Annotated in this window: 20 protein-coding genes; 7 read left to right on the forward strand and 13 right to left on the reverse strand. The window is 72.8% G+C overall.

The genetic code is table 11. The annotated features are described in order from the left end of the window. The first annotated feature begins 30 nt into the window (after nt 1-30). Genes dapD through BLU82_RS23040 form a run of 4 tightly spaced genes read left to right on the forward strand, consistent with a single transcriptional unit; the run spans nt 31 to nt 5,106 of the window. Nucleotides 31-963 (forward strand): 2,3,4,5-tetrahydropyridine-2,6-dicarboxylate N-succinyltransferase, encoded by a 933-nt coding sequence (dapD, locus tag BLU82_RS23025; RefSeq protein ID WP_172885685.1) that lies wholly within the window; start codon nt 31-33, stop codon nt 961-963. A gap of 40 nt (nt 964-1,003) precedes the next feature. Further along, nucleotides 1,004-1,981 carry a hypothetical protein gene (locus BLU82_RS23030; RefSeq protein ID WP_197682405.1) on the forward strand — a complete coding sequence of 326 codons (978 nt, stop codon included), beginning with the start codon at nt 1,004-1,006 and terminating at the stop codon, nt 1,979-1,981. Between the two features lie 2 nt (nt 1,982-1,983). Continuing rightward, entirely contained in the window at nt 1,984-3,555 is a 1,572-nt protein-coding gene (locus tag BLU82_RS23035) for a gamma-glutamyltransferase family protein (protein ID WP_092623361.1), read from the forward strand. A gap of 12 nt (nt 3,556-3,567) precedes the next feature. After that, complete coding sequence (locus BLU82_RS23040) at nt 3,568-5,106, forward strand: hypothetical protein (RefSeq protein WP_092623362.1); 1,539 nt, start codon at nt 3,568-3,570, stop codon at nt 5,104-5,106. Nucleotides 5,107-5,168: 62 nt separating this feature from the next. Here BLU82_RS23040 and dapC read toward each other — a convergent pair whose 3' ends face one another. Further along, nucleotides 5,169-6,263, reverse strand: coding sequence for a succinyldiaminopimelate transaminase (gene dapC, locus BLU82_RS23045; RefSeq protein ID WP_197682406.1), 1,095 nt, complete (start codon nt 6,261-6,263; stop codon nt 5,169-5,171). Nucleotides 6,264-6,268: 5 nt separating this feature from the next. After that, the gene (gene fdxA / locus BLU82_RS35235) at nt 6,269-6,598 is read right to left on the reverse strand and encodes a ferredoxin (RefSeq protein WP_069114418.1); all 330 of its coding nucleotides are present in this window, start codon (nt 6,596-6,598) and stop codon (nt 6,269-6,271) included. Between the two features lie 113 nt (nt 6,599-6,711). Here fdxA and BLU82_RS23055 point away from each other — a divergent pair, with 113 nt between their 5' ends. Then, nucleotides 6,712-7,692 carry a GNAT family N-acetyltransferase gene (locus BLU82_RS23055; protein ID WP_092623365.1) on the forward strand — a complete coding sequence of 327 codons (981 nt, stop codon included), beginning with the start codon at nt 6,712-6,714 and terminating at the stop codon, nt 7,690-7,692. Nucleotides 7,693-7,875: 183 nt separating this feature from the next. On the opposite strand, the gene BLU82_RS23060 is transcribed toward BLU82_RS23055, so the two are convergent. The 3 genes from BLU82_RS23060 to mshB form a co-directional block, all read right to left on the reverse strand. Then, nucleotides 7,876-10,692 carry a VanW family protein gene (locus BLU82_RS23060; protein ID WP_092623366.1) on the reverse strand — a complete coding sequence of 939 codons (2,817 nt, stop codon included), beginning with the start codon at nt 10,690-10,692 and terminating at the stop codon, nt 7,876-7,878. A 1,309-nt stretch (nt 10,693-12,001) separates the two neighbouring features. Beyond that, nucleotides 12,002-12,427, reverse strand: coding sequence for a DUF6113 family protein (locus BLU82_RS23065; RefSeq protein ID WP_092623367.1), 426 nt, complete (start codon nt 12,425-12,427; stop codon nt 12,002-12,004). Continuing rightward, entirely contained in the window at nt 12,424-13,338 is a 915-nt protein-coding gene (gene mshB / locus BLU82_RS23070; protein WP_092623368.1) for an N-acetyl-1-D-myo-inositol-2-amino-2-deoxy-alpha-D-glucopyranoside deacetylase, read from the reverse strand. Before mshB ends, BLU82_RS23065 begins: the two co-directional genes overlap by 4 nt. Nucleotides 13,339-13,457: 119 nt before the next feature. Between mshB and BLU82_RS23075 the strand changes: the two genes are divergently transcribed. Together BLU82_RS23075 and BLU82_RS23080 are read left to right on the forward strand one after the other, a co-directional pair. Then, the gene (locus BLU82_RS23075) at nt 13,458-14,729 is read left to right on the forward strand and encodes a GAF domain-containing protein (RefSeq protein WP_092623369.1); all 1,272 of its coding nucleotides are present in this window, start codon (nt 13,458-13,460) and stop codon (nt 14,727-14,729) included. A 79-nt stretch (nt 14,730-14,808) separates the two neighbouring features. After that, a complete protein-coding gene (locus tag BLU82_RS23080) occupies nt 14,809-15,234 on the forward strand; it encodes a hypothetical protein (RefSeq protein WP_092623370.1) in 426 nt (141 codons plus the stop codon). A gap of 51 nt (nt 15,235-15,285) precedes the next feature. Here BLU82_RS23080 and BLU82_RS23085 read toward each other — a convergent pair whose 3' ends face one another. The 8 genes from BLU82_RS23085 to BLU82_RS23120 form a co-directional block, all read right to left on the reverse strand. Further along, nucleotides 15,286-16,314 carry an ABC transporter ATP-binding protein gene (locus BLU82_RS23085; RefSeq protein WP_092623371.1) on the reverse strand — a complete coding sequence of 343 codons (1,029 nt, stop codon included), beginning with the start codon at nt 16,312-16,314 and terminating at the stop codon, nt 15,286-15,288. Further along, complete coding sequence (locus BLU82_RS23090; protein ID WP_092623372.1) at nt 16,289-17,338, reverse strand: ABC transporter ATP-binding protein; 1,050 nt, start codon at nt 17,336-17,338, stop codon at nt 16,289-16,291. The genes BLU82_RS23085 and BLU82_RS23090 overlap by 26 nt, the downstream gene beginning before the upstream one ends. Nucleotides 17,339-17,364: 26 nt before the next feature. Further along, nucleotides 17,365-18,291, reverse strand: a complete 927-nt coding sequence (locus BLU82_RS23095; RefSeq protein WP_092623373.1) for an ABC transporter permease — start codon at nt 18,289-18,291, stop codon at nt 17,365-17,367. Next, a complete protein-coding gene (locus BLU82_RS23100) occupies nt 18,284-19,210 on the reverse strand; it encodes an ABC transporter permease (RefSeq protein WP_092623374.1) in 927 nt (308 codons plus the stop codon). Before BLU82_RS23100 ends, BLU82_RS23095 begins: the two co-directional genes overlap by 8 nt. Nucleotides 19,211-19,320: 110 nt before the next feature. Continuing rightward, nucleotides 19,321-20,976, reverse strand: a complete 1,656-nt coding sequence (locus BLU82_RS23105) for an ABC transporter substrate-binding protein (RefSeq protein ID WP_157741206.1) — start codon at nt 20,974-20,976, stop codon at nt 19,321-19,323. A 329-nt stretch (nt 20,977-21,305) separates the two neighbouring features. Next, on the reverse strand, nt 21,306-22,208 hold the full coding sequence (locus BLU82_RS23110; RefSeq protein ID WP_092623376.1) for an ABC transporter permease: 903 nt from the start codon (nt 22,206-22,208) through the stop codon (nt 21,306-21,308). After that, on the reverse strand, nt 22,201-23,121 hold the full coding sequence (locus BLU82_RS23115) for an ABC transporter permease (protein ID WP_092623377.1): 921 nt from the start codon (nt 23,119-23,121) through the stop codon (nt 22,201-22,203). The genes BLU82_RS23110 and BLU82_RS23115 overlap by 8 nt, the downstream gene beginning before the upstream one ends. A 75-nt stretch (nt 23,122-23,196) precedes the next feature. Then, nucleotides 23,197-24,810: an ABC transporter substrate-binding protein gene (locus tag BLU82_RS23120; RefSeq protein ID WP_197682407.1), complete on the reverse strand. Its 1,614-nt coding sequence runs from the start codon at nt 24,808-24,810 to the stop codon at nt 23,197-23,199. Nucleotides 24,811-24,871 lie beyond the last annotated feature (61 nt).

A 24,871-nucleotide genomic window follows, 5' to 3' on the forward strand; every position in this document is an offset into this window, starting at 1 on the left:
GCAGCCCGCCGTGTTCCGTAGGCTGAGCCCATGACCGACGTGCGACGGGCATGGGGCTTCGGCCTGGCCACCATAGCCGCAGATGGAACGATCTTGGATGTTTGGTACCCATCGCCGGCTCTCGGCAAACCGCCCATCTCGTCCGACGACGCCCTCGTCGAGCTGCGCGACCTCGAGGTCGAGGACCGCGACCGCGAGGTCCGCCGCACCGTCGTGCAGACCGACATCGACCTCGACGCGGCGCCCGCCGACGCCCAGGACGCCTACCTCCGGCTGCACCTGCTGTCGCACCGGCTGGTCGCGCCGCACGGCCAGGTGCTCGACGGCCTGTTCGGCGTGCTGAACAACGTCGTGTGGACCAACCACGGCCCGTGCCCGGTCGACGGCTTCGAGCGGACGCGGCTGCGGCTGCTGCGCCACGGCCCGGTCACGGTGTACGGCATCGACAAGTTCCCGCGCATGGTCGACTACGTCGTGCCGTCCGGGGTGCGCATCGCCGACGCCGACCGCGTCCGCCTCGGCGCCCACCTCGCCCCCGGCACCACGGTCATGCACGAGGGGTTCGTGAACTTCAACGCCGGCACGCTCGGCTCGTCCATGGTCGAGGGGCGCATCTCCTCCGGCGTCGTGGTCGGCGACGGCTCCGACGTCGGCGGCGGCGCGTCGATCATGGGGACGCTGTCCGGCGGCGGCAAGGAGGTCATCACCGTGGGCGCGGGCTGCCTCATCGGCGCCAACGCCGGCATCGGCATCTCGCTCGGCGACGGCTGCGTCGTCGAGGCCGGCTGCTACATCACGGCCGGCACGAAGGTCGGGCTGCCCGACGGCCGCGTCGTCAAGGCGTTGGAGCTGTCCGGCCGCGACGGCCTGCTGTTCCGCCGCAACAGCGTGACGGGCGCCGTCGAGGCGCTGGCGAGGTCCGGCGACTGGGGCGGTCTCAACTCCGTCCTGCACGCGAACTGACCGGAACCGCCGCCTGGGCCACGAACGTTCTCCAGGTCACATGAGTCGCGCTGCCCGCCTCACGGCCACCCTCGGTACCCTGCTCGCCCTCGGCGGGTGCGTCGCCGCGCTGCTCATCTGGTGGGTCGGCCGCGACGACAACCCGCTCATCCGCCGCAACGACTGCCGGGCCTCCGTCGACGGCCGCACCGTCGCGCTGTCGCCGGAACAGGCCCGGCACTCCGCCACCATCGCCGCCGTGGCGCTCGAGCGCGGCCTGCCGGCGCGCGCCGTCACGATCGCCCTGGCCACGGCGTACCAGGAATCGGACATCTACAACATCGACTACGGCGACCGCGACTCCCTCGGGCTGTTCCAGCAGCGGCCGTCGCAGGGCTGGGGCACGCCCGAGCAGGTGCAGGACCCCGTCTACGCCGCGGGCGCCTTCTACGACGCGCTGGTCGACATCCCGAACTACCGCGAGCTCGAGGTCACCGTCGCCGCGCAGGAGGTACAGCGCAGCGCCTTCCCCGACGCCTACGCCGACCACGAGGACGACGCGCGGGTGCTGGCGTCGGCGCTCACCGGCAACTCCCCCGCGGCGTTCTACTGCACGTTCCGGGCCGACGACGTCGCGGCCCAGGCCGAGGGCGACGACGGCCTCACCGACCGCGCCCGCGCCGTCCGCGACGAACTGGCCGGCACGTTCGACGACCTCGACATCGGCGGTTTCCAGCCCGGCGGCGTCGACTCGGGCCATGTGGAGGGGTCGGCCCACTACGACGGCCGCGCGCTGGACGTCATGTTCGAGCCGTACGACGACCCCGACGTCAACCGCCGCGGCTGGGCGGTGGCCCAGTGGGCCGTCGCGAACGCTCAGGAACTGGGCATAGCGACCATCATCTACGACGACAGGATATGGTCGGCGCGCCGGTCCGACGAAGGATGGCGCGAGTACACTCACCCGTCCGGTGACACCACGAATGTCACCCTCCGCCACCTGGACCACGTCCACATCGACGTCGCCGAAGGGTCGTAGAGATGACGGGCAGTCCCGGCGGTGTCGTCGCGACGCCGCACACGCTGAGCACGCGCGCCGGCGTCCAGATCCTGCAGGCCGGCGGCAACGCCGTCGACGCCGCCATCGCCGCGTGCGCCGTGCAGGGCGTCGTGGCGCCCGAGACCTGCGGCGTCGGCGGCGACCTGTTCGCGCTGGTGCACCGCCCCGGCGACACCGCGCCGCTGGCGCTGAACGCGTCCGGCCGGGCCGGGTCCGGGGTCGACGCCGCGGCGCTGCGGGCCGCGGGGCTGAGCGAGATCCCGCGAGACCATCCGGCCGCCATTCCGGTGCCGGGCTGCGTCGACGGCTGGGTCGCGCTGTCGTCGCGGCTGGGCCGGCTGGGGCTGGCCGACGTGCTGGCGCCGGCCGTCCGGCTGGCCGAGGAGGGCTTCCCGGCCAGCGACGAGCTGGTGGCGGCGTTCCGGGCCGGCGCAACGGAGCTGGCCGGCGTCGAGGCGGCACGGCCGATGCTCGCGGCCCGCCGCGGGTCCGCCGTCGTACGGGACCAGCTGGCCGCGACGCTGCGGCTGATCGCCGCCGATGGGCGCGCCGGGTTCTACGAGGGTGCGCCCGGCGAGGCCGTCAGCGCCGCCACCAACGGCGCCATCACGCCCGACGACCTCCGTCGCATCCAGGCCGACTGGGTCGAGCCGCTGTCGGCCGACGTGTGGGGCGTCACCGGCTGGACCGTCCCGCCGAACTCGCAGGGCTACCTCGGCATCGGCGGCTGCGCCGTGCTGGAGCGCCTCGGCTGGGCCGACGACCCCGCCGACCCGCAGGCGTGGCACCTGCAGATCGAGGCGCAGCGGGCGCTGGCCGCCGAGCGCGACGACGTCACCGTCGACCCCGGCCGGGTCCCGGTGCCGCTCGGCCGCCTGCTCGACCCCGCTCGGCTCGACGCCGTCGTCGCGTCCGTCGACCCTTCCACCGCGCGGGACCTGTACCCGCCGGTAGCGGCCGCCGGCGGCACCGCCTACCTGTGCGTCGTCGACGGCGACGGCATGGGCGTCTCGCTGATCCAGTCCAACTTCCACGGCATCGGCTCGCTCGTCGGCGCCGGCGCGGCCGGGTTTCTGCTGCAGGACCGCGGCCGCGGGTTCTCGCTGATCGATGGCCATCCGGGCGAGCTCGCGCCGGGCCGGCGGCCGCTGCACACGCTGGCGCCGACGCTGTGGACCCGCGGCGACCGGCTGGCCATGGTGCTCGGCACCCGCGGCGGCCACGTGCAGCCGCAGCTCGTACAGCAGATCGCCGCCTTCGTGCTGGGCGCCGGGCTCGACCCGGACGAGGCGCAGGCGCGGCCGCGGTGGACCATCGAGCCGCCGGTGGGCGGCACCGGCGCGCCGATGCCGTCCGGGTCGCGGGTGCGGGTCGAGCCCGACGTCCCCGCCCGCATCGTCGATGGCCTGCGCAAACGCGGGCACGAGGTGGTACCTGGAGACGGCCCGCAGCCGGGCTGGGGGCCGGTCTCGCTGGTCCGGGTCGACGACGCCGGCTGGCGGCTGTCCGCCCGAGATCCCCGCGTCGCCACGACGGCGGTCGCGACGGCTTAGGTTGGAGGGATCATGAGCGACTCCACACCGCCGCCTCCGCCCCCGCCGCCGTCCGGCTCGTCGCGCACCGCCGTCTGGCAGGTCGCCACCGCGCTGGCGCTCGCCGTCGGGCTGGTGCTGGCCGGCGTCACGTACATCGTCATGGACCGGCGGGTCGACGACGCCCGGGCCGAGCGCGACGCCGCCCGCGACGAGCTGGCCGCGGCGCAGGAGGAGTCGCCGTCCGGCCTCGAGGACCTCCTCGGCGAGGGTGGCCTCGGCGACCTCCTCGGCGAGGGCGGGCTCGACGACCTGCTCGGCGGCGATCTCGGCGACCTCGGCATGGGCGACGTCGACCCGATCCTGCTGCAGTGCCTCGGTTCCGGCGGCCTCGGCCTCGGCGGCTCGGACTCCATCCCCGACGCCGACGTCGAGACGCAGGTCGCGGCCATCGCGCAGCTGGTCGAAGAGGAGCGCGGGCTACCCGCCGGCGACGACGTCGACATCGAGTTCGTCAGCCTCGACGAGGTGCAGCGGCGCGCGGTCGAGCTGACGCAGGAGGAGCTCGACCCCGAGCGGGCCGCCGTCGACTCCCGGCTGCTGGCCGCGCTGGGCGCCGTCGAGCCGGGCACCGATCTCGCGCAGGCGCAGCTCGACGCCCTCGACGCCGGGGTCGGCGGTTTCTACGACCCCGAGACGCAGCAGCTGGTCATCGGCTCGGAGGAGATGGACGGCCTGGGCGCGCTGATCACGGCGCACGAGCTGGTGCACGCGCAGGCCGACGCCGCCATGGGGCTGCCCGACCAGGAGGCCATCGCGACGGAGTCCGGGTCCGACGCCGCTTACGCCGCGCTCAACGCCATCGAGGGCGACGCGTCGCTGTACAGCCAGCAGTTCGTCGGGCAGCACCTGCCGCTCGACGAGCTGCTCGCGCTGCAGTCGGCGTCGGGACAGACGTCGGCCGATCTCGACGCGCTGCCGCACTTCATCGCCCGCCAGCTGGAGTTCCCGTACGTCGAGGGCCTGACGTTCACCTGCGACGTGTTCCTCGACGGCGGCTGGGAGGCGGTCGACGCCACGTACTCGACGCTGCCGGCGACCACCGCCCAGGTGCTGTTCCCGGACCAGTACCGCGCCGGCGAGGCCGCCGTCGACGTCCGCGACCCGGCCGGCCCGGGCGGCGACTGGCAGCAGCTGCGCATGGACACCTTCGGCGCCGCCGACCTGCTGTTCCTGCTCGAGGCGCCCGGCGACGACGAGTCCGCCGCGCTGCCCGACCCGAAGGACCTGGTCGCGGCCTGGGCCGGCGGCGAGGTCACCGTCTGGGGCGACGGCGACGCCACCGCGCTCGCGCTGGTCCTCGCCGACCGCGGCGACGACGGCGGCACGCCGCTGTGCGACACCGTCATTGACTTCTACGCGGCGGCGTTCCCCGACGCGCAGGCCGCCGAGGAGGGCGGGCGCACCGTGTTCACCGGGACGGACCAGTCGGCGGTCGTGTCGTGCTCCGGCTCCGAGGTGGCGCTGGGCATCGGCCCGGACGCGGCGACCGCGGCCGCCGCCGTCAGCTGACGCGGCTCCCAGCTGACGGCTCCCCGCCTCGGCCCGCCCCACCCGGGCCTTTGCCGTCCTGGTCAGGACGCCAGCCGCTTGGCGGCGGCGTCGACCCGCTCGTCGGTCGCCGTCAGCGCGATGCGGACGTGCGAGCCGCCGGCCGGGCCGTAGAACGCGCCCGGAGCGGCCAGGATGCCGCGATCGGCCAGCCAGCCGACGGTGTCCCAGCACGGTTCGTCGCGGGTGGCCCACAGGTACAGGCCGGCGGTCGAGTGGTCGATGCGGAACCCGGCCTCGACCAGCGCCGAGCGCAGCACGTCGCGTCGCCGCGCGTAGCGTTCGCGCTGCTCGTCGACGTGGGCGTCGTCGTCGAGGGCGGCCACCATGGCGGCCTGCACCGGCGTCGGCACCATGAACCCGGCGTGCTTGCGCACCGCGAGCACCTGACGCACCAGGGCGGGGTCGCCGGCCATGAAGCCGGCGCGGTAGCCGGCCAGGTTGGACCGCTTCGACAGCGAGTGCACGGCCAGCAGGCCGTCGAGCGAGCCGCCGTTGACGGCCGGGTCGAGGATCGAGACCGGCCGCTCCTCCCAGCCCAGCTCGAGGTAGCACTCGTCGGACGCGACGACGGCGCCGCGCTCGCGGGCCCAGTCGACCACCTTGGCGAGGTGCGCCGCCGGCAGCACCCGGCCGTGCGGGTTGGCCGGCGAGTTCACCCAGATCAGCGCGACCCGGCGCGGGCCGAGCGCGGTGACGGAGTCGCTGGCGACGGGGTCGGCCCCGGCCAGCCGGGCGCCGATGTCGTACGTCGGGTAGGCCAGCTCCGGTAACACGACGGTGTCGCCGGCGCCCAGCCCGAGCAGCGTCGGCAGCCACGCCACCAGCTCCTTCGAGCCGATGGCCGGGATGACGGCGCCGGGGTCGAGGCCCTGCGCGCCCGCCCGCCGGCCGAGCCAGCGCACCGCCGCCTCGCGCAACGCGGGCGTGCCCAGCGTCGTCGGGTACCCAGGGGCGTCCGCCGCGGCGGCCAGCGCGCGGCGGACGACCTCGGGCGTGGGATCGACCGGAGTGCCGACCGAGAGGTCGACGATGCCGTCGGGGTGTGCGGCCGCCCGCTCGCCGTACGGGACCAGCGCGTCCCAGGGGAAGTCGGGCAGCTGGAGACGCTGCGGCACCGGGCTCAGGACTCCTCGTGCTCCTGCGGCGGCAGGGCGGCGATGAGCGCGTGGTCCTTGGGGATGGCGCCCAGCTTGGCCGCACCGCCCGGGGAGCCGAGGTCGTCGAAGAACTCGACGTTGGCGGTGTAGTAGCTCTTCCACTCGCCGGGGACGTCGTCCTCGTAGAAGATGGCCTCGACGGGGCAGACCGGTTCGCACGCACCGCAGTCGACGCACTCATCCGGGTGGATGTAGAGCATCCGCTCGCCCTCGTAGATGCAGTCGACCGGACACTCCTCGACGCAAGCGAGGTCCTTGAGGTCGACGCAAGGCTGCGCGATGACGTACGTCACGGCGGTGTCCTCCCTATCGCAAGCCGCTTCGGTGCCCACCGGTGCGGCCGGTCTGTCGTTCTCAGCTCTAGTATCGCGGGTGCCCGGAATCCATCGTGCACCAAGGTCAGCCTATGAGACAGCCCAGTACGAATCAGAACACGTCCGACCTGGTCGGACGGCGTGTCGTGGTTCGGTACCGCCTGCACGGCGACGAGTTCGGCGCCACTGACGTGCTCGGCGTGCTCGTATCGCGCACGGACGACGAGCTGCGCGTACGGCCGTCGCGCGGCGGCGACGTCGTCGCGGTGCCGGCGGCGGACGTCGTCGTCGTGAAGGAGATCCCGGAGCTGACGGTGACCCGCCGCGACGTCCGCGACCTCGAGGCGGCCGCGCTGCTCGGCTGGCGGGCGCTGGAGACGGAGTGGCAGGGCGGGTGGCTGCTGCGGGCGTCCGGCGGATTCACCGGGCGGGGCAACTCGTGCCTGCCGCTGGGCGACCCCGGGCGGCCGCTCGCCGACGCCGTCGCGCGGGTCGAGGACTGGTACCGGGCGCGCGGGCTGGTGCCGGCGTTCCAGGTGCCGGAATCGCTCGGCCGGGCGCTCGGGCCGGTGCTGGACGCGCGCGGCTGGCCGGCCCTGGAGGACCGCACGTTCGTCATGGTGGCGCCGGTGCCGGTGGTGCGCGGCTCGGAGCGCGCCGGGCTGCCGCCGGTCCGCGTCGACGACCGGCCCGACGACGCCTGGCTGGCCGGCTACCACTACCGGGGCGGCGAGCTGCCCGCGCACGCCGTCTCCGTGCTCGTCAACGCCGACTCCGTGGGGTTCGCGTCGGTCGACGACGACGGCGCGCGGCTGGCGATCGCGCGCGGCGCGGTCAGCGACGCGCCGAGCGGGCGGCGCTGGCTCGGCGTCACGGCGGTCGAGGTCGCGCCCGAGGCCCGGCGGCGCGGCCTGGGCGGGCACATCGTCGCCGGGCTGGCGGAGTGGGCCGGCCGGCTCGGCGCCACCGACGTGTACCTGCAGGTCGCCGAGCCCAACGCGCCGGCCCGCGCGACGTACCGCAAGGCCGGCTTCGCCGAGCACCACGCGTACCACTACCGCCGGCTGCGCTAGGGGGTGTCTGACGGATATTGGTGGATGCGGGCGGCGGCCAGTCGTCGGTCCAGCAAGGCGTCGAAGTAGGTCGATGCGGAGCCATCGGCCGACGACGACAACGCCGCTGGTCGGCGTCTGAGCGTCGATCCGCGCCGCCGAAGATCCGTCAGCCACCCCCTGGCCGGCGGCAGTGGCCGCGCGTCAGTCCTCGCCGCCGCCCTCGCCGTCACCCTCACCGGGGTCCGGGCCGCAGATGACCCGGTGGTTCGGGTTGTAGGTCCACGGGTCGGCCTCGTCCTTGACGAGCGTGCCCTCGGGGTCCCAGACCTGGCGGTACGACGTGATGTCGAAGCCCTGGCTGCCGCCCTGCGCGGAGCAGTTGCCGGAGGTGTCGTAGATGGTCTGCGGCGACGTGTGGTTGGAGCGTCCGGAGACCGAGGTCTCGACCCGGAAGTACTCGGTGCTCCAGATCTTCACGTTCAGCGTGCCCTGGCTGCCGGACCGGCTGGGCGTGAAGCTCGTGTCGACGACGACGCCGTACGGGGTGTCGTTCTTGAACCGCATGTCCTTCGAGCCCCAGGCGACCGTGGCCTCCTGGCCGATCGGGTACCGGTCGAAATAGATCGAGTGCGGCCAGTGCTCGACGTCCTCCAGACCGGCCAGGAAGGCCGCGTGGAACGTCGTCGTCGCCACCTGGGAGACGCCGCCGCCGAGCGACTCCTCGAGCCGGCCGCCGTTGATGATGGTGCCGGCGGTGAAGCCGTTGGCCTCGGTGCGCTCGCCGACGATGCCGTTGAGGCTGAACTCCTCGCCCGGCAGCAGCAGCGTGTTGTCGATGCGCTCGGCCGCGGTGCCGATGTTGACGTTGCGGTATTCGGCGTGCGGGAAGCGCGTCGTGAACTCCGCGACGACTTCGGTGACGCCCAACTCCTCGGCGGCGGCGGTGGTCAGCTCCGGGTCGACCTCGGACAGCTCGACCGCGGCCTGCCGCGCGTCGCCCTCGGCGGTCAGCACCGGCAGCAGCGCCGCGCTCAGCGTCTCGGGCGCGATGCCCATGCCCCGCTCGGCCGGGACGACGACCGGCTCGCCGCCGTCGATCGTGATGGTGGCGTCGCGGCCCTCCTGGCCCACCTCGGCCAGCTGGTCGCGGGCGACCTCCGTCAGCTTGGCGCCGTCGAGTGCGGGCTGCAGCGTGCCGGCGTCGTCGGGCGCCATGGTCAGCGCCTGCCCGACGAGCTCCGGCGGCAGCTCGACGCTCTCGTCCCCCGCGACGACCGTCACGGGCGCCGACATCGCCGGCTCAGCGAACTCGGTGACCGCGCGCTGCACCTCGTCGGCGCTGACCGCGGGCGCGACCTCGTCGATGGCCAGCTCGACGTCGCCGATCGGCAGCGTCGACTCGTCGCCGAAGAACGCGCCCTCGAGCCGCTCGATGGTGGCGTCGAGGTTGACCGCGCGGCCCACCTGCGGGTCGCTGGTGACGACCTCGCCGCCGTCGAACGCGACCGCCCCGTTCACCGGCTCGATGTCGGCCTGCGCCGCGATCTCCGTCAGCGCCGCCTCCAGCGTCGCGCGGTCGACGGCCGCGACCGGCGTGGTCTCGCCGCCGCCGAGCAGCGCCTGGAACAGCGAGACCGGGTTCGCGCTGCCGCCCGGCACCGCGTCGATCGTCGCCGGCACGTCGACCGTCAGGCCGGCCGCCGACGGGACGACCTCGAACGACGTCTCCTCCTCGCCGATGGTCAGGTGGAACGGCTGGTCGACGAGCTCGGGCAGCTGCGCGTTGAGCGCCTCCTCGGCCTCCTCCGGCGTCATGCCGCCGACCTCGATGCCCGCGACCGTCGCGCCACGGGCCAGCGAGTCGCCCGCCACCGCGTAGGCGATGCCGTAGCCGATGCCGAGCACCACGACCACGCCGGCCACGACCAGCGCGGCCAGCTTCACTCGGCTGCGGCCGCCGCCCTCGCCGTCGTCGCCGGTGGGGTCGCTGCTGTCGCCGCCGCCGTCGCCGCCGCGCTTGGAGTCGAGCAGCGCGGCCGCGGTGGCGGCCTGCCCGAAGGAGCGCTGCTGCTGGCGCCGCGACGACCGCCCGGCTTCGCCCGGCGCGGTCTCCTGGGTGACGGTGTCCTGGGTGACGGGGTCGGCTGTGGCTGCTGCGGCCGCGGCTGTCGTCGCCGCCGGGTCGACCGCGCTGAACTCCTGAGTCGGCTCCTCGGCCGGGCCGCGGCCCGAGGTGTAGATGCCGGCCGCACGGGTGCCGGGTTCCGGGCGCGGGCGGGCCGGCTGGGGCGCCTCAGAAGCCTCAGCGGCTTCGGGGGCCTCGTCCTGCTGCGCCGCCGGTGCGGCGTCGGGACTACTCGTGGCCTCGGCCGGCTCGTTGTGCGCGTCGGGGCCCGTCTGGGCGCCGGTCTGGTCGCCGCTCTGCTGGCCGGCCGCGGGGCTCGCCTGGGCGGCGACGGGCGTCGCCTCGGCGGCCGTCCCGTCGGCCGGTGTGCCGTCGTTGCCGGCGGCAGCGGCGGCACGGGCGGCCATCACGTCCTGGACGACGCGGGGCTCCTCGTAGCGCTGGCCGTTGCCCTCGGCGGCCTCGGCGGCCGTCGGCACGGGACCGGACAGGCGCGGGTCGACCGGGGGCCGGCCGCTGCGGTCGCGGTCCTTGACGTTCGAGCGGCCGGGCGCCGGACGCTGCGCCGCCGCCGTCTTCGGGGGCGTGCTGGCCGCCCGCTGCTGCTCCTCCGGGTCGGGGCGGGCGGTGGACTCGGACTGCTCGGCGGCGCGGGCGCGGGCCCGGGCGGCCTGGGCGCCGCTGAACGCCTGCGCCGTGGCGGCGAACCGCGCTTCGTCGGCGGCCGGAGGGGCCTGCATGGCGCCGGCGGCGCGGGCCTCCTTCTGGATCGGCGGCAGCATCGACGGCTGCGGCGACGCTGCGCCCAGCGGTGCCGAGGTCGGGCGCTGCCGGGTGGGCAGCCCCTGCTGCTCGGCGTCCTGTTCCCGGCGCGCGTCGTCGCCGCGGCTCACGGCCGCTCCGCGCGACGCGGCCGCATCCGGTGCCGCCTGCCGCGACGGTGCCTGCTCCGGTCCCCGCGCCTCCTGAGACCCCCGTGCGTCGCGGGACGCCGGCTGCTCGTGCTGACGTGCGTTCTCGGCGCCCCGAGCCTCCCGCGACGGGTCGCCGTGCGGTGGGCGCGCGCCGGCGCCGGATCGAGCCGGGTCGGCAGCACGTGCCGCCGCGAGGTCAGACGGGCGTGGCGCACCGCGGTTGGCCGTACCCGCCAGGTCGGACGGACGGGCCGCACCGGTCCCCGCACCCGCCGCGTCGGCGGAACGTGGCGCACCCGAACCCGCACCGTTCGCCGGGCGTACCGCACCACGGTCCGCGGCGCCCGCCGCGTCGGCCGAACGTGCCGCACCCGAACCCGCACCAGCCGCCGGATGTGGCGCACCACGGTCCGCAGCACCCGCCGAGTCGGCCGGACGCGCCGCACCGGTCCCCGCACCCGCCGCGTCGGCCGAACGTGCCGCCGCCACGTCGGACGGGCGGGCGGTGGCGTTGCCCGACGGAGCCGAGTCGGGCCGGCGCGTGGGCCGGTCGTCGCCGGCGGGCCGGCCGTCGGTGGCCGACCGGTTGCGCGCATCGTCAGGTCGCCCGCCGTCGGTGGCCGGCTGGCTGTGGGCGTCGTCAGGTCGCCGGTCGTCGGGGGCGGGACGGTCGCCCTCTGGGGAGGGGTGGCCGTTGCCGGTGGGGCGGGAGGCGCTCGGCCGGGCATCGACGACCCGCGGGCTGCCGGTGGACCCAGTGGTCCCAGCGGACCCACTGGCCCCAGAAGCCCCCGAGGCCGGGCGAGCGCCCGGCTCGGCTTGGGCCGCCGCTTCGGCAGCGGCCTTGGCCTCCGCCGCCGCGCGCGCCTTGGCCGCCCGCTTCTCCGCGAGCACCGCCGCCGAGGCGGCGATGGTCGTGCGCAGAGCCGGCGCGCCGCCGGCGCCCGAAGCACCGCCGTCGCCCGCAACGTCAGCGCGCGAAGCGGCCGCAGCGCCGCCAGGACCCGAAGCGCCGGAGCGCCCGCCGTCCGCGGCCGGGCGGCCGGATGTGCCGTTCGTCTCAGCCGTGGGGTCCGCGGATGCGTTTCCGGCCGGCCCGGTAGGGTCTGCGGAAGACGTCGCCGCCGAGCCGTCGGCGGGCAGGCCGGCCTCAACGCCGGCGTCGTCGCCATGGTCGGTGGAACCGGCCGCGGCGCCGCCCCGGCCAGATGGGTTGTCGTTCACGCTAAGGCACCTATCGGTTTGTATATGCGCAATTCGTCAGTAGTCAGGGCTTGCCTCGCGCATCTTACGTCAATGGTCGAGTCGATCTCGCCCCGACGCCGAGACCCAGAGCAATGGCGTACGCCGTGGTGCCGCCGAAGAGGAACACCAGGCCGGCTACGTCGCCGAGGATGACGCGATCTTCGCCCGGCGGCGTCTGGGCCAGCCACAGGACCGGGCCGAGCCACAGCGCCGCCACCACCGCGATGCCCGCCCGGCTGCGCGCGCACGCCCGCACCAGCACCGCCAGCGCGACGGCCCCGCCGACGGCGAGCAGGATGCCGGCCGGGTTCTGCCACCGGTGCACGAACGCCCCGGTGACAGCCACCACGACCGCGACCGCCCCGAGCCCGGCGACAGCGAGCGCGGAGAGCACGCGCGCCCACCGCGACGGGTGTCCGGGCGGCGCCGACGGCCGCACGGACGACGCCGCACCGGGCGCGACGGTCACGGGACGACGCCGGCGAAGAGGTCGGTCTCGAATTCCGGCGCCGTGCCGCGGCGGCCGTGCGCCAGCCGGAAGTACTCCTGCGCCCAGATGGGCTGCCCGACGTTGTCTGACAGCGTGAAATACGGCCAGTGGACGTCGATCTGGGTGGCGTGCGCCCGCATGGCCGCCATCTTGGCGTCGAGGTGGCCGGTGCCGTCGATGACGGCGTCGACGTCGGCGAGGTCGACCACGTAGCCGAAGTCGTCGGCCGAGGCGATGTTCTCGAAGCCGGCGTCGCCGCGCTCGCGCAGCGCGGTGAGCGCCTCTTGCAGCACCTGCCGCGGCGTGGCCGTCCAGTACACCTTCGCGACGTCCCAGGCGGCGCCGAGGTCGGGGCGGTAGGAGCGGACGGCGGCGAGGTCGCGCGCGTAGGTGGCGACGCGGTGCGCCTGGAGGTGGTCGGGGTGGCCGTAGCCGCCGTGTTCGTCGTAGGTGACCAGCACCTGCGGGCGGACCTCGCGGATGACGGCGACGAGGTGGTCGGCCGCCTCGCGGAGGTCGGCGGCCCAGAACGAGCGGGGGTCGAGCTGGTCGGGCGCCACCGCGCGGCGGCCGTCGGCGCCCCACACCATGCCGGAGTCGCGGTACCGGCCCGGACCACCCAGGAACCGGTGGTCGGCGACCTTCAGCTGCGCCATGGCGTCGGCCAGCTCGCCGGCGCGGTGCGGCCCGAGCGTGTCGTCGTGCTCGGGCGCGAGGTGCGCCAGCTCGGGCAGCACGATCTCGCCCTGCTCGCCCTGTGTGCAGGTGACGAGCGTGACGTGGGCGCCCTCAGCGGCGTAGCGGGCCATGGTGGCGCCGGTGCCGATGGACTCGTCGTCGGGGTGGGCGTGTACCAGCAGCAGCCGGCGGTCGGGTAGGTCGACGGGCATGCACCCAGCCTATGCAGGGGGGCCGACAGCCGGCCGATCGCCGGGGTTCGGCCGACCGCCGCCGCCCGGACGGCCTACTCTAGGCGTGTCCCGCGGACCACCTCCCCAGGAGGAGTGACGTGCCCAGCCTCCAGCTCGCGCTCCCGAACGGCGTCGACCCGGCCAGCCGCTGGCGGCTCACGGCCCGGGCACACGAGAGCTTCCTGCGGTCCGATCCCTCCGGCGACGACGAGGTCCGGCCGGTCGTCCTGGAGTCCTGGCGCCGCTCCGCCGCCCTGCACGTCGACCCCGACCGCCGCGACTCCCCCATGACGCTGGTCGACGACGCGCTGGCCGAGGCCCGCGCCACCCACCCGCTGCGCCACGCCATGCCGGTGGTGCGCCGGCTGCTGGTCGACGACGCCGCCGACGCGGGCGTGCTGGTCATCGTCGGCGACGCACGCGGCCGCATCCTGTGGGCCGAGGGCGACGACGACCTGCGCCGGCGGGCCGAGCGCATGCACCTGCAGGCCGGCGCCGACTGGTGCGAGGACGCCATGGGCACCAACGCCATCGGCACGGCACTGGCGGTCGGCGACACCGTGCAGGTCTTCGGCAGCGAGCACTTCGCCCGCACCGTCCAGCCGTGGAGCTGCACCGCCGCGCCCATCCGCGACCCTCGCACCGGGCACATCATCGGCGTCCTCGACATCACCGGCGGCGCGTCGGTGGTGACGCCGCAGTCGGCGTTCCTGGTCCGTTCGGCCGTGGCGGCGGTCGAGGCCGAACTGCGGCTGCTCGGCGGCGCGCTCTCGGCCACGCCCGGCAGCCGTCTGGACGTGCTGGGCCGCCCGCGCGGGCTGCTCGTGCACCTGGGCCGGAACGTCGAACTGAGCCTGCGCCACACCGAGCTGCTGCTCCTGCTCGCCGAACAGCCCGACGGCCTGCCCGCCAGCGAGCTGGCCTGGCAGCTGTACGAGCACGACGCCGCCGAGGTCACCGTCCGCGCGGAGATGTCGCGGCTGCGCAAGGCCGTCCCCGACCTGCTGTCGCCGGCCGGCCAGTACCGCCTGCGCACGCAGCTGCGCACCGACGCCATGGACGTCGCCGACCGCCTGACCCGCGGCGACCACCGCGGCGCCGTCGAGCTGTACCGCGGCGACCTGCTGCCGCGGTCGGCCGCGCCGGGGGTCGTGGCGCTGCGCTACCGGCTGCACGGCTGGCTGCGCAACGTGCTGCTGCAGTCGGGCGACGGCGAGGCGCTGCGGCGCTACGCGATGTCGCCGTCCGGCCGCGACGACGCGCAGATCTGGCGGGCCTGCCTCGACGGTTCCGTGCCCGGCTCGCCGCAGCGCGCGGAGGCCGCCGCCATCCTGGACGGCCTCGACGGCGAGCTCGGCCACACCGGCTGACGGCGTCGCAGCCGGCGGATGCGCCATTGATCAGCCGGGCTGGCCCGCACGCGATGAGGAGTTCGGCCGGGCGGGCGCCATGGATCAGCCGGGCTCGTTCGAGCGCTGTGAGGAGTTCGACCGGGCGGGCGCCATGGATCAGCCGGGCTGGCCCGCACGCTGTGAGGAGTTCGGCCGGGCGGGCGCCATGGATCAGCCGGGCTCGTTCGAGTGCTGTGAGGAGTTCGGCCGGGCGGGCGCCATGGATCAGCCGGGCTCGTTCGAGTGCTGTGAGGAGTTCGGCCGGGCGGGCGCCATGGATCAGCCGGGCTGGCCCGCACGCGATGAGGAGTTCGACCGGGCGGGCGCCATGGATCAGCCGGGCTGGCCCGCACGCGATGAGGAGTTCGACCGGGCGGGCGCCATGGATCAGCCGGGCTCGTTCGAGTGCTGTGAGGAGTTCGACCGGGCGGGCGATGGGCGGGCTGGGTTTTGGGCGGCCCGCCCGGTCGTGACACGAGGGTAGGCGACGACACGTTGCAGTCGCGTTGCGAGCACGACCGCCCTGCTCAGCCGCTCAGTGCTGGACGACGACGTCCTCGCGGACGGCGGCATAGTGGCAGGCCGACTCGTGGTCGCTGCCGGGCCGCACCGTCAGCTCCGGGTCTTCCTGGGCGCACTTGTCGGTGGCCTTCCAGCAGCGGGTCCGGAACCGGCAGCCGCTGGGCGGGTTGGCCGGGCTGGGGACGTCGCCGCTGAGGATGATCTGCTGCCGCTGGCCGCGCACCGACGGGTCGGGGACGGGCACCGCGGACAGCAGCGCCTGGGTGTACGGGTGCGTCGGCTTCTCGTAGATCTGGGCGTCGCTGCCGGTCTCGACGATGCGGCCGAGGTACATGACGGCCACGCGGTCGGCGATGTGCCGGACGACGGAGAGGTCGTGGGCGATGAAGATGTACGACAGCCCGAACTCGTCCTGCAGCTTCTCGAGCAGGTTGATGACCTGCGCCTGGACGGACACGTCCAGCGCGGACACCGGCTCGTCGCAGATGATGATCTCGGGCCGCAGCGCCAGCCCGCGGGCGATGCCGATGCGCTGGCGCTGCCCGCCGGAGAACTGGTGCGGGTAGCGGTTGATGTGCTCGGGGTTGAGCCCGACGACGTCGAGCAGCTCCTGCACCCGCTTGCGCCGCTGGCCGCGCGGCGCGACCTCGGGGTGGATGTCGAACGGCTCGCCGACGATGTCGCCGACGGTCATGCGCGGGTTGAGCGACGAGTAGGGGTCCTGGAACACGATCTGGATGTTCCGGCGCAGCTCGCGCAGCGCCTTGCCCTGCAGGTCGTAGATGTTCTGGCCGTGGAAGTACGCCTTGCCGCTGCTGGGCTCTTCCAGCCGCATGAGCAGCTTGGCCAGCGTCGACTTGCCACTGCCGGACTCGCCGACGATGCCGAGGGTCTCGCCCTTGTGCAGCTGCAGCGAGACGCCGTCGACGGCCTGGACGGCGCCGACCTGGCGCTTGACCACGACGCCGGTGGTCAGCGGGAAGTGCTTGACGAGGTTGTCGACCTCGAGGACGATGTCACTGCTGGGCGGGTTCGATGTCACCCTCGAGCACCTCCTGTGCGAAGTGGCACGCGCTGAGCCGGCCGGGCACGACCTCGGCCAGCGCCGGCCGCTGCTCCTTGCAGATGTCTCGCGCGTAGGGGCAGCGCGGCCGGAACTCGCAGCCGGCCGGGATGTTCGTGAGGTTCGGCGGCAGCCCCTTGATCGCCGAGAGCTCCTGGCCCTTGAGGTCGACCCGCGGGATCGACTCGAGCAGACCCTTGGTGTACGGGTGGGCCGGCGACGCGTAGATGTCGTGCACCGGCGCCTGCTCCATGATGCGCCCGGAGTACATGACCTCGATCTTGTCCGCGACGTCGGCGACGACGCCGAGGTCGTGGGTGATGAGGATGAGGCCCATGTTCCGCTCGCGCTGGAGGTCGGCCAGCAGCTGCATGATCTGCGCCTGGACGGTGACGTCGAGCGCGGTGGTGGGCTCGTCGGCGATGAGGACGTCGGGGTCGAGCGCGATGGCCATGGCGATCATGATGCGCTGGCGCATGCCGCCGGAGAACTGGTGCGGGTAGTCGCCGGCGCGCTCGCGGGCGGCCGGGATGCGCACCTGCTCCATCAGCTCGATGGAGCGCTTGCGGGCGTCCTTCTTCGACAGGCCCTCGTGGACGCGGAACATCTCGGCGATCTGCCAGCCGACCGGGAACACCGGGTTCAACGCGGACAGCGCGTCCTGGAAGATCATCGAGATGCTGCGGCCGCGGTAGGCGCGCCGCTCGTCGTCGGGCAGCGCCAGGAGGTCCTGGCCGCGGAAGCGCACCGAGCCGCCGGTGACGAACCCGGGCGGGGTGTCGAGGATGCCCATGATGGCCTGCGCCGTGACGCTCTTGCCGGAGCCGGACTCGCCCAGCACCGCCAGCGTCTCGCCCTCGTGCAGCGTGTAGGACACGCCGTTGACGGCCTTGGCCACGCCGTCGCGGGTGCGGAACTCGACCCGGAGATCCTCGACCTCCAGCAACGGGGTCAGCCCGGCCTGGTCAGGCCGCGGCGCGATGCCGGCTTGCGTGGTCGCCACTCGACGCCCTCCTCCTGTGATGTCGCTCAACGCAGCTTCGGATCGAGTGCGTCGCGGATGGCATCACCGAGCATGATGAAGGCCAGCACACACAACGACAGCGCTGACGCTGGGAACAACAGCATATGCGGCGACGTGCGGACGTAGTCCTGGGCCCGGCTGATGGCCAGCCCCCACGAGACCACCGGCGGCTGCAGGCCGACGCCGAGGAACGACAGCGTGGCCTCGGCGGCGATGTACCCGCCGATGGCGATGGTCGCGACGACGATGACCGGCGCGATCGAGTTCGGCACGACGTGCTTGAGGATCATCCGGGTGCCACCGGCGCCGAGCGCGCGGGCGGCCTGGACGTAGTCGGCCGAGCGCACCTGCAGCACCGACGAGCGGGTGATGCGCATGATCTGCGGCCAGCCCAGCACGGCCAGCGCCAGCACGACCTTGGAGATCGTGACCAGCTGCGGCGTCTCGGCGGTGCCCGGGAACGAGACCAGCACGATCAGCGCGCCGAGCAGCAGCGGGATGCCGAAGAAGATGTCGCCCAGCCGGGACACGACGGTGTCGGTGGCCTTGCCGTAGAACCCCGCCACGGTGCCGGCGATGCCGCCGATGATCAGCACGCCGAGCGCCGTCAGCACGCCCACCATGATCGAGGCGCGGGCGCCGTAGATGGTGTGCGTGTAGACGTCGCAGCCGTTGTTGTCGTACCCGAACCAGGCCGCGCTGCTGGGGCCCTGACGGCTCAGCGCGAGGTCGCAGTCGGTCGGGGCGAGCGACGTGAACAGGCTCGGCACGACGGCGATGACCACGAAGAACACGAACAACGCGGCCGAGATGATGAACGTCGGCTTGCGGACGAGATCGTGCCAGGCGTCACGGCCGAGGGTGCGGACGGTGGTCTCCGTCGTCTCGGGCGCCTCGGCCTCGATGACGACGGGCGGTGTGGGGTCAGCCATGACTGATCCTCGGGTCGAGCCAGCCGTAGATGAGATCGACCAGCAGGTTCACCAGCAGGAAGACGAGCACCAGCACGGTCACCGCGCCGGTGACCATGACGCCGTCCCTGGTGGTGATGGAGCGGAAGATGAGGTTCCCCACGCCGGGGACGTTGAAGATGCCCTCGGTGACGATGGCGCCACCGAGCAGCGCGCCGAAGTCGGCGCCGATGAAGGTGATGACCGGGATCAGCGAGTTCCGCATGGTGTGGATGCCGATGACCCGGCGTTGCGGCATGCCCTTCGCGACGGCCGTGCGGACGTAGTCGGCCCGGCGGTTCTCCGCGAGGCTCGTCCGCGTCAGCCGGGCGACGTAGGCCAGTGAGAGTGAGGCGAGCACGAACCCTGGCAACAGCAGGTTGTACAGGCTCGCGTCACCGCCCACGGTGGCCGGGAAGATCCCCCAGCGCATCCCGAGGAACAGTTGCAGCACCGAGCCGATGACGAACACCGGGATCGAGACGACCACCAGGGTCGAGACCAGCACCAGGTTGTCGATGAAGCTGCCGCGCCGCAGGCCGGCCAGGATGCCGGCGCCGATGCCGATGAGGATCTCGAAAGCGATCGCGACGAGGGCCAGCTTCACCGTGGTCGGGTAGGCCCGCAGCAGTTCCTCACCGACGGAGAGACCCTGGAACGTCTCGCCGAAGTCCCCCTGCAGCAGGTTGCCCAGGTACTTGACGTACGCGATGGGCAGCGGGTCGTCGAGGTTGTACTTCTCCGTCATCGCCTGGACATAGGCGGGCGGACACGGCCGGGCGCCGCAGCGGCCGGCGAACGGATCGCCCGGCAGCGCCCAGACCAAGGCGTAGATGATGAACGTCGTGCCGATGACCACGGGGATCATCTGGAGCAGGCGCCGCGTGACGTACCGGCCCATGGCTCAACCTTTCCCTTCGCAGGCGGTTCGCGCCAGCGTACGGGGCGTCCATCTCGACGTGTGACGAGATGGACGCCCCGCAACTGTCCGCTGCGACCCTAGAGCATCGGTTACTTCACCGAGATCGACAGCGGGTCGACGTAGCCCTTCCAGGTGAAGCCCGGCTCGTTGACGTTCTCGGACCAGCCACGCTGGCCGTTGTCGTACCAGAGCGGGACGATCGCCATGTCCTCGGCGAGCAGCTCCTCGGCCTGGTTGTACAGGTCGAGCGCCTCCTGACCCTCCAGGCCGGCGGCCTGCTGGATCAGCGCGTCGAACTCGGGGTTGTTGTAGCCACCGTCGTTGGCCGAGCCGTTGGCGGTGTAGAGCGGCGCCAGGAAGTTCTGGATGGACGGGTAGTCGGCCACCCAGCCGGTGCGGAACGGGCTGGTGATCTCGTTGGCGTTGACCCGGCCGCGGAACGAGCCGAAGTCGGGGTCGTAGTCGCCCTGGCAGTCGACGCCCAGCGTCTCGCGGATGGACGTGCAGGCCGCCTCGACCCACTCGCGGTGACCACCGTCGGAGTTGCTGGCGATCATCAGCGTGCCTTGGACGCCGGCCGTCTGCGCGTACAGCTCCTGCGCCTTCTCGGCGTCGAACTCGCACCACTCGCCGCAGGTGCCCTCGACGTAGCCGTCGTTGCCCGGCGGGACCCAGCTGTTGGCCGGGACGTAGTTGCCCGGGCCGTAGGCGGCCGCGATGACGGCCTCACGGTCGATGGCCAGCGAGATGGCCTTGCGCAGGTTCGGGTCGGCCCAGGCCTCGGTGTTCGTCAGCGGGAACGTCATGCTGGTGAACCGGGTCGTGAGCGGCTCCGAGGCGGAGCGGCCCTCGAGGTCGGTCTTCCAGACGTCGCCGGCCAGACCCACCGGCGGGATCTTGTCGAGGATGTCGAGCTGGTTCGCCACGACGTCGGCGTAGGCGGCGTCGAGGTCGGCGTAGATGCGGTACTCGATGTTCTCGACCTGCGGCTTCGGGTCGCCGGCGTAGTCGGCGTAGGCCTTCAGGTTGATCGAGGTGTTCGGGACCTCCTCGACGAACTCGAACGGGCCGTTGCCGATCGGGTGCGCCTCGAAGGCGGCCTGGTCGGTGAAGAAGCTCTCCGGCATCGGGTAGAACGCCGAGTAGCCGATGATCGTCTCGAACAGCGAGTTCGGCGAGCCGAGCGTGACGGTGAAGGTCTTGTCGTCGACCACCACGAGGCCGCTCATCGTCTCGGCGGTGGCCGAGCCCGGGATGAACGCGCCGGTGTCGTCGGTCTGACCGGCCACCGCGTCGAAGCCGGCGATGTTGGCGCCGTCGGGGCCGAAGAAGTACTGGTTCAGCTGCGCGTTGGCGCCGGCGGCGCCGAAGTTCCAGGCGTCGACGTAGCTCTGCGCGGTGACCGGGGTGCCGTCGTGGAACGTCCAGTCGTCCTTGATGGTGATGGTGAACTCGGTGAAGTCCTCGTTCGGCTCGATCGACTCGGCCATGGCGAGCCCGGGCTCAGCGGTGTCGGGGTCGTAGGAGACCAGGCCGGTCCACATCGCGTCGACGATGTTGCCGCCGCCGACCTCGTTGGTGGTGGTCGGGATCAGCGGGTTCTCCGGCTGCGTGCTGTTGATGGACACCGAACCGGTGGGGCCATCGCTGGAACCGGTGTCGTCGCTGCCGGAACCGGTGTCGCCGTTGTCGTCGTCGCCGCCACAGGCGGCGAGCACGAGCGTCAGGCCTACGGCTGCCGCCACCACGGCTCCTCTGCGAGCAGAGCCTCGCATGGAATCCTCCTCAAACGGGCCTGCGCCCGGTGGTCATCGGGCGTGACCGATCGGCCTCGCCACCATTGGTGCGGATCTGCGCACAGCCGGGTACGGTCGCGATCCTGATCCGCGCCCTCATTTCTAAACCCGCACATCCCCCCGGGCAAGTCTGACCGGACTACCGTCGCACAACGCAACCGGACTGTGACCATACCGGCTGATTGCTGTGATCCTGCCGCGTGAGCTGCGAATTCTTCGGCTGAATCGATCCGATCACGGCAGGTTTGCGGGGCTTTTCGGGTGGTGACGATCACAGCTCAGCGCAGCCGCGGATCGAACGCGTCGCGGACCGCGTCGCCCAGCATGATGAAGGCGAGCACCGTCACGGAGAGGAAGGCGCCGGGAAAGAGCAGCATGTGCGGCGACTGGCGGATGTACGAGCGCGCCTCGCTGATCGCGATGCCCCAGGAGATGACCGGCGGCTGCAGGCCGATGCCCAGGAACGACAGCGTCGCCTCCAGCACCACGAACACGCCGAGGATGATCGTGGAGTACACCACGACCGGCGCCATGGCGTTGGGCAGGACGTGCCGCAGCAGAATGCGACCGGCTCCGGCGCCGAGCCCGCGCGCGGCCTGCACGTACTCCGACTGCTTGACCTGGATCACCGTCGAGCGCATCAGCCGGGCCACCATCGTCCAGCCGAGGACGCCCAGGGCGAGCACCACCTTGCCGATGGTCTGCCAGGACGGGGTGCCGACCGCCGACGGGAACGTCGCCAGCACGATGACGGCGCCCAGCAGCATCGGGACGGCGAAGAACATGTCGGTGATCCGCGACAGCCACGCGTCGAGGCGACCGCCGTGATAGCCGGCGACCATCCCGACGACGCTGCCGACGACCGCGATGACGACGGTCGTCAGCACGCCGACCAGGATCGATGCCCGCGCGCCGTAGATCGTCCGGGAGAACATGTCGCAGCCCTGCAGGTCGTAGCCGAACCACGCGCCGGCGCTGGGCGCCTCGCGGGAGTGGGCGAGGTCGCAGGCCCGCGGGTCGACGTCGGTGAACAGCCCCGGCACGGCCGCCATCGCGACCAGCACCAGGATGATCGCGGCCGACGTCAGGAACAGCGGCTTGCGGCGCAGATCGCGCCAGGCGTCGCCGGCCAGCGACCGGGGCACGGTCGCCGCGTGCCCGCCGCGCCGCCGCCTAGGCATGACGGATCCTCGGGTCGAGCACCGCGTACACCAGGTCGACCAGCAGGTTCACGATCAGGAACACCAGGACGAGGACGGTGACGGCGGCGGTCACGGTGGCGCCCTCGTGCGCGTTGATGCCGCGGAAGATCATGTTGCCGACGCCCGGGATGTTGAAGATCCCCTCGACGACGACCGCGCCGCCGAGCAGCCCGCCGAAGTCGGCGCCGACGAACGTCACGACCGGGATCAGCGAGTTGCGCAGGGTGTGCACGCCGATGACCCGCTGCCGGGTGAGGCCCTTGGCGACGGCCGTACGGACGTAGTCGGTGCGCAGGTTCTCGACCAGGTTCGCCCGCACGAGCCGCGCGACGAACGCCAGCGACAGGCTGCCCAGCACGATCGCGGGCAGCACCAGCGAGAACAACGTCCCGTCGGAGGTCACCGGGAACCAGCCCAGCCGCACGCCGAAGGTCACCTGCGCCAGCATCCCCAGCACGAACACCGGGATCGACACCACGACCAGCGTGCTGACCAGCACCAGGTGGTCGAGGAAGCCGCCACGGCGGATGCCGGCCAGCACGCCGGCGGCGACGCCGATGACCAGCTCGACGAGGATGGCCAGCACCGTGAGCTTCAGCGTGGTCGGGTACCGCTGCAGCAGCTCGTCGGCGATGGACACGCCGGCGAACGTCTCACCGAAGTCGCCGGTGACCAGCTTGCCCATGTACCGCAGGTACGCGAGCGGCAGCGGGTCGTCGAGGTTGTACTCGGCGGTCATCCGCGCCACGTAGGTGGGCGGGCAGGCCCGGTCGCCGCACTTCGCCGCGAACGGGTCGCCCGGCAGCGACCAGACCAGCGCGTAGATGAGGAACGTGGTGCCGATGACCACGGGCACCATCTGGCCGAGGCGCCGAACGACGTACCGAGTCATGCCTTCCTTCAGCGATCAGCAGCGCTCCGGGTGCGCGCCGGAGTCAGACTGTACGGCGCGCACCCCGAGCCGGCGTCAGCCGGTGGTGGTGACGCTGAGCAGGTCGACGGTCTGGAACACGGTGAGGTGGACGTTCTCGACGTGAGTGGAGTAGCCGGCGATGTTCACCCGGTGCCACAGCGGGATGGCCGGCATGAACTCGGCGAGCAGGTTCTCGGCCTCGTGGTAGAGGGCGACGCCCTCCTCGGCGTCCGAGGCAGCGGCCGCTTGGCCGACCAGCGTGTCGAACCGCTCGTTGGTGAAGTCGCCGTCGTTGGCGGAGGCGCCGGTGGCGAAGATCGGCACCAGGAAGTTCTCCAGCGACGGGTAGTCCATCTGCCAGCCGGTGCGGAAGATGCCGTCCAGTGCCCGCTCGGTGACCTTGCTGCGGAAGGTGGCGAGGTCGACCTCCGGCGTCGCGACGCAGTCGATCCCCAGGGTCTGGTTGATGTTGCCGCAGACGGCGTCGACCCAGGCCTTGTGGTCGGAGTCGGCGTTGTAGGTCAGCGCCACCGGCCCTTCGACGCCGTCGGTCTCGGCGTACAGCGCCTGCGCGGCCTCGGGGTCGTACGTGCAGAACTCGCCGCACGCCTCGTCCTGGGCATCGGGGACCACGGGCGACACCCAGCCGGTGGCCGGGATGCGGGCGCCGGCGAAGATGGCGTCGACGATCGTCGCCCGGTCGATCGACATCGAGATGGCCTGCCTGATCCGCGGGTCGTCGAATCGGGGGTCATTGGCCGACGGCGCGAACGTGATGGTCTCGAAGACGCCGGTCTCGCGCCTGATGAACCGCTCGCCGAGGTCGATCTTGTAGGTGTCGCCGGCCAGTGCGGAGGTCGGCAGCAGCGGCATGATGTCGAGCTGGTTGGCCTGCAGGTCGTTGTAGGCGGCGTCGTCGTTCTCGTAGATGCGGTAGACCGCGCCGTCGATGCTCGGCTTCACGTCGCCGTTGTAGTCGGGGTAGGCGGTGAGCCGGACGTCGATGTTCGGCTCCCACGACTCGAACTCGAACGGCCCGGTGCCGATGGGGTGCTGGCCGTACGCCTCGGGGTCGTCGTAGAACGACTCGGGCAGCGGGGCGAACGCGGTGTAGCCCAGGCGCATCGGGAACTGCGACTCGGGCTGGGTCAGCGCGACGGTGAAGGTGCGCTCGTCGACTACTTGCAGCCCGGACATCGTCTCGGCGGCCGCCGAACCCTCGATCGGGTTTCCCTCGTCGTCGACGGCGTTCTGCACGTCGGCGTAGCCCTGGATCGGCTCGAAGAAGTAGCTGTTCAGCGTGGCGTTGTCGCCCAGCGCGGCCCAGTTCCAGGCGTCGACGAAGCTCTGCGCGGTGACCGGCGAGCCGTCGTGGAACGTCCAGCCGTCCTCCAGCGTGATGGTCCAGGTCTGGCTGTCGTCGGTGTCGATGCCCGCCGCGATCTCGTTCTCGGGCTGCCCGGTCTCGGCGTCGTAGCGGACGAGATAGGAGAAGACCTGGTCGAGGATATCGCCGCTGCAGACCTCGTTGCTGTTGGCCGGGACGAAGGCGGCCTGCGGGTTGCAGCCGCGCACCGTGACGGTGTTGGCGCTCTCGCCGGCCGCGTCGTCGCTGTCACCGCCACAGGCACCCAGCGCGAGCGCGAGCGCGACGGTTCCCAGCACCACCGACCTACGTGGCGAGACTGGCATGGGATTCCTCCTGGGTTCTACCCGAGGCGAGGCTGCG

The organism is Jiangella sp. DSM 45060, from assembly GCF_900105175.1.
GTDB lineage: Bacteria > Actinomycetota > Actinomycetes > Jiangellales > Jiangellaceae > Jiangella.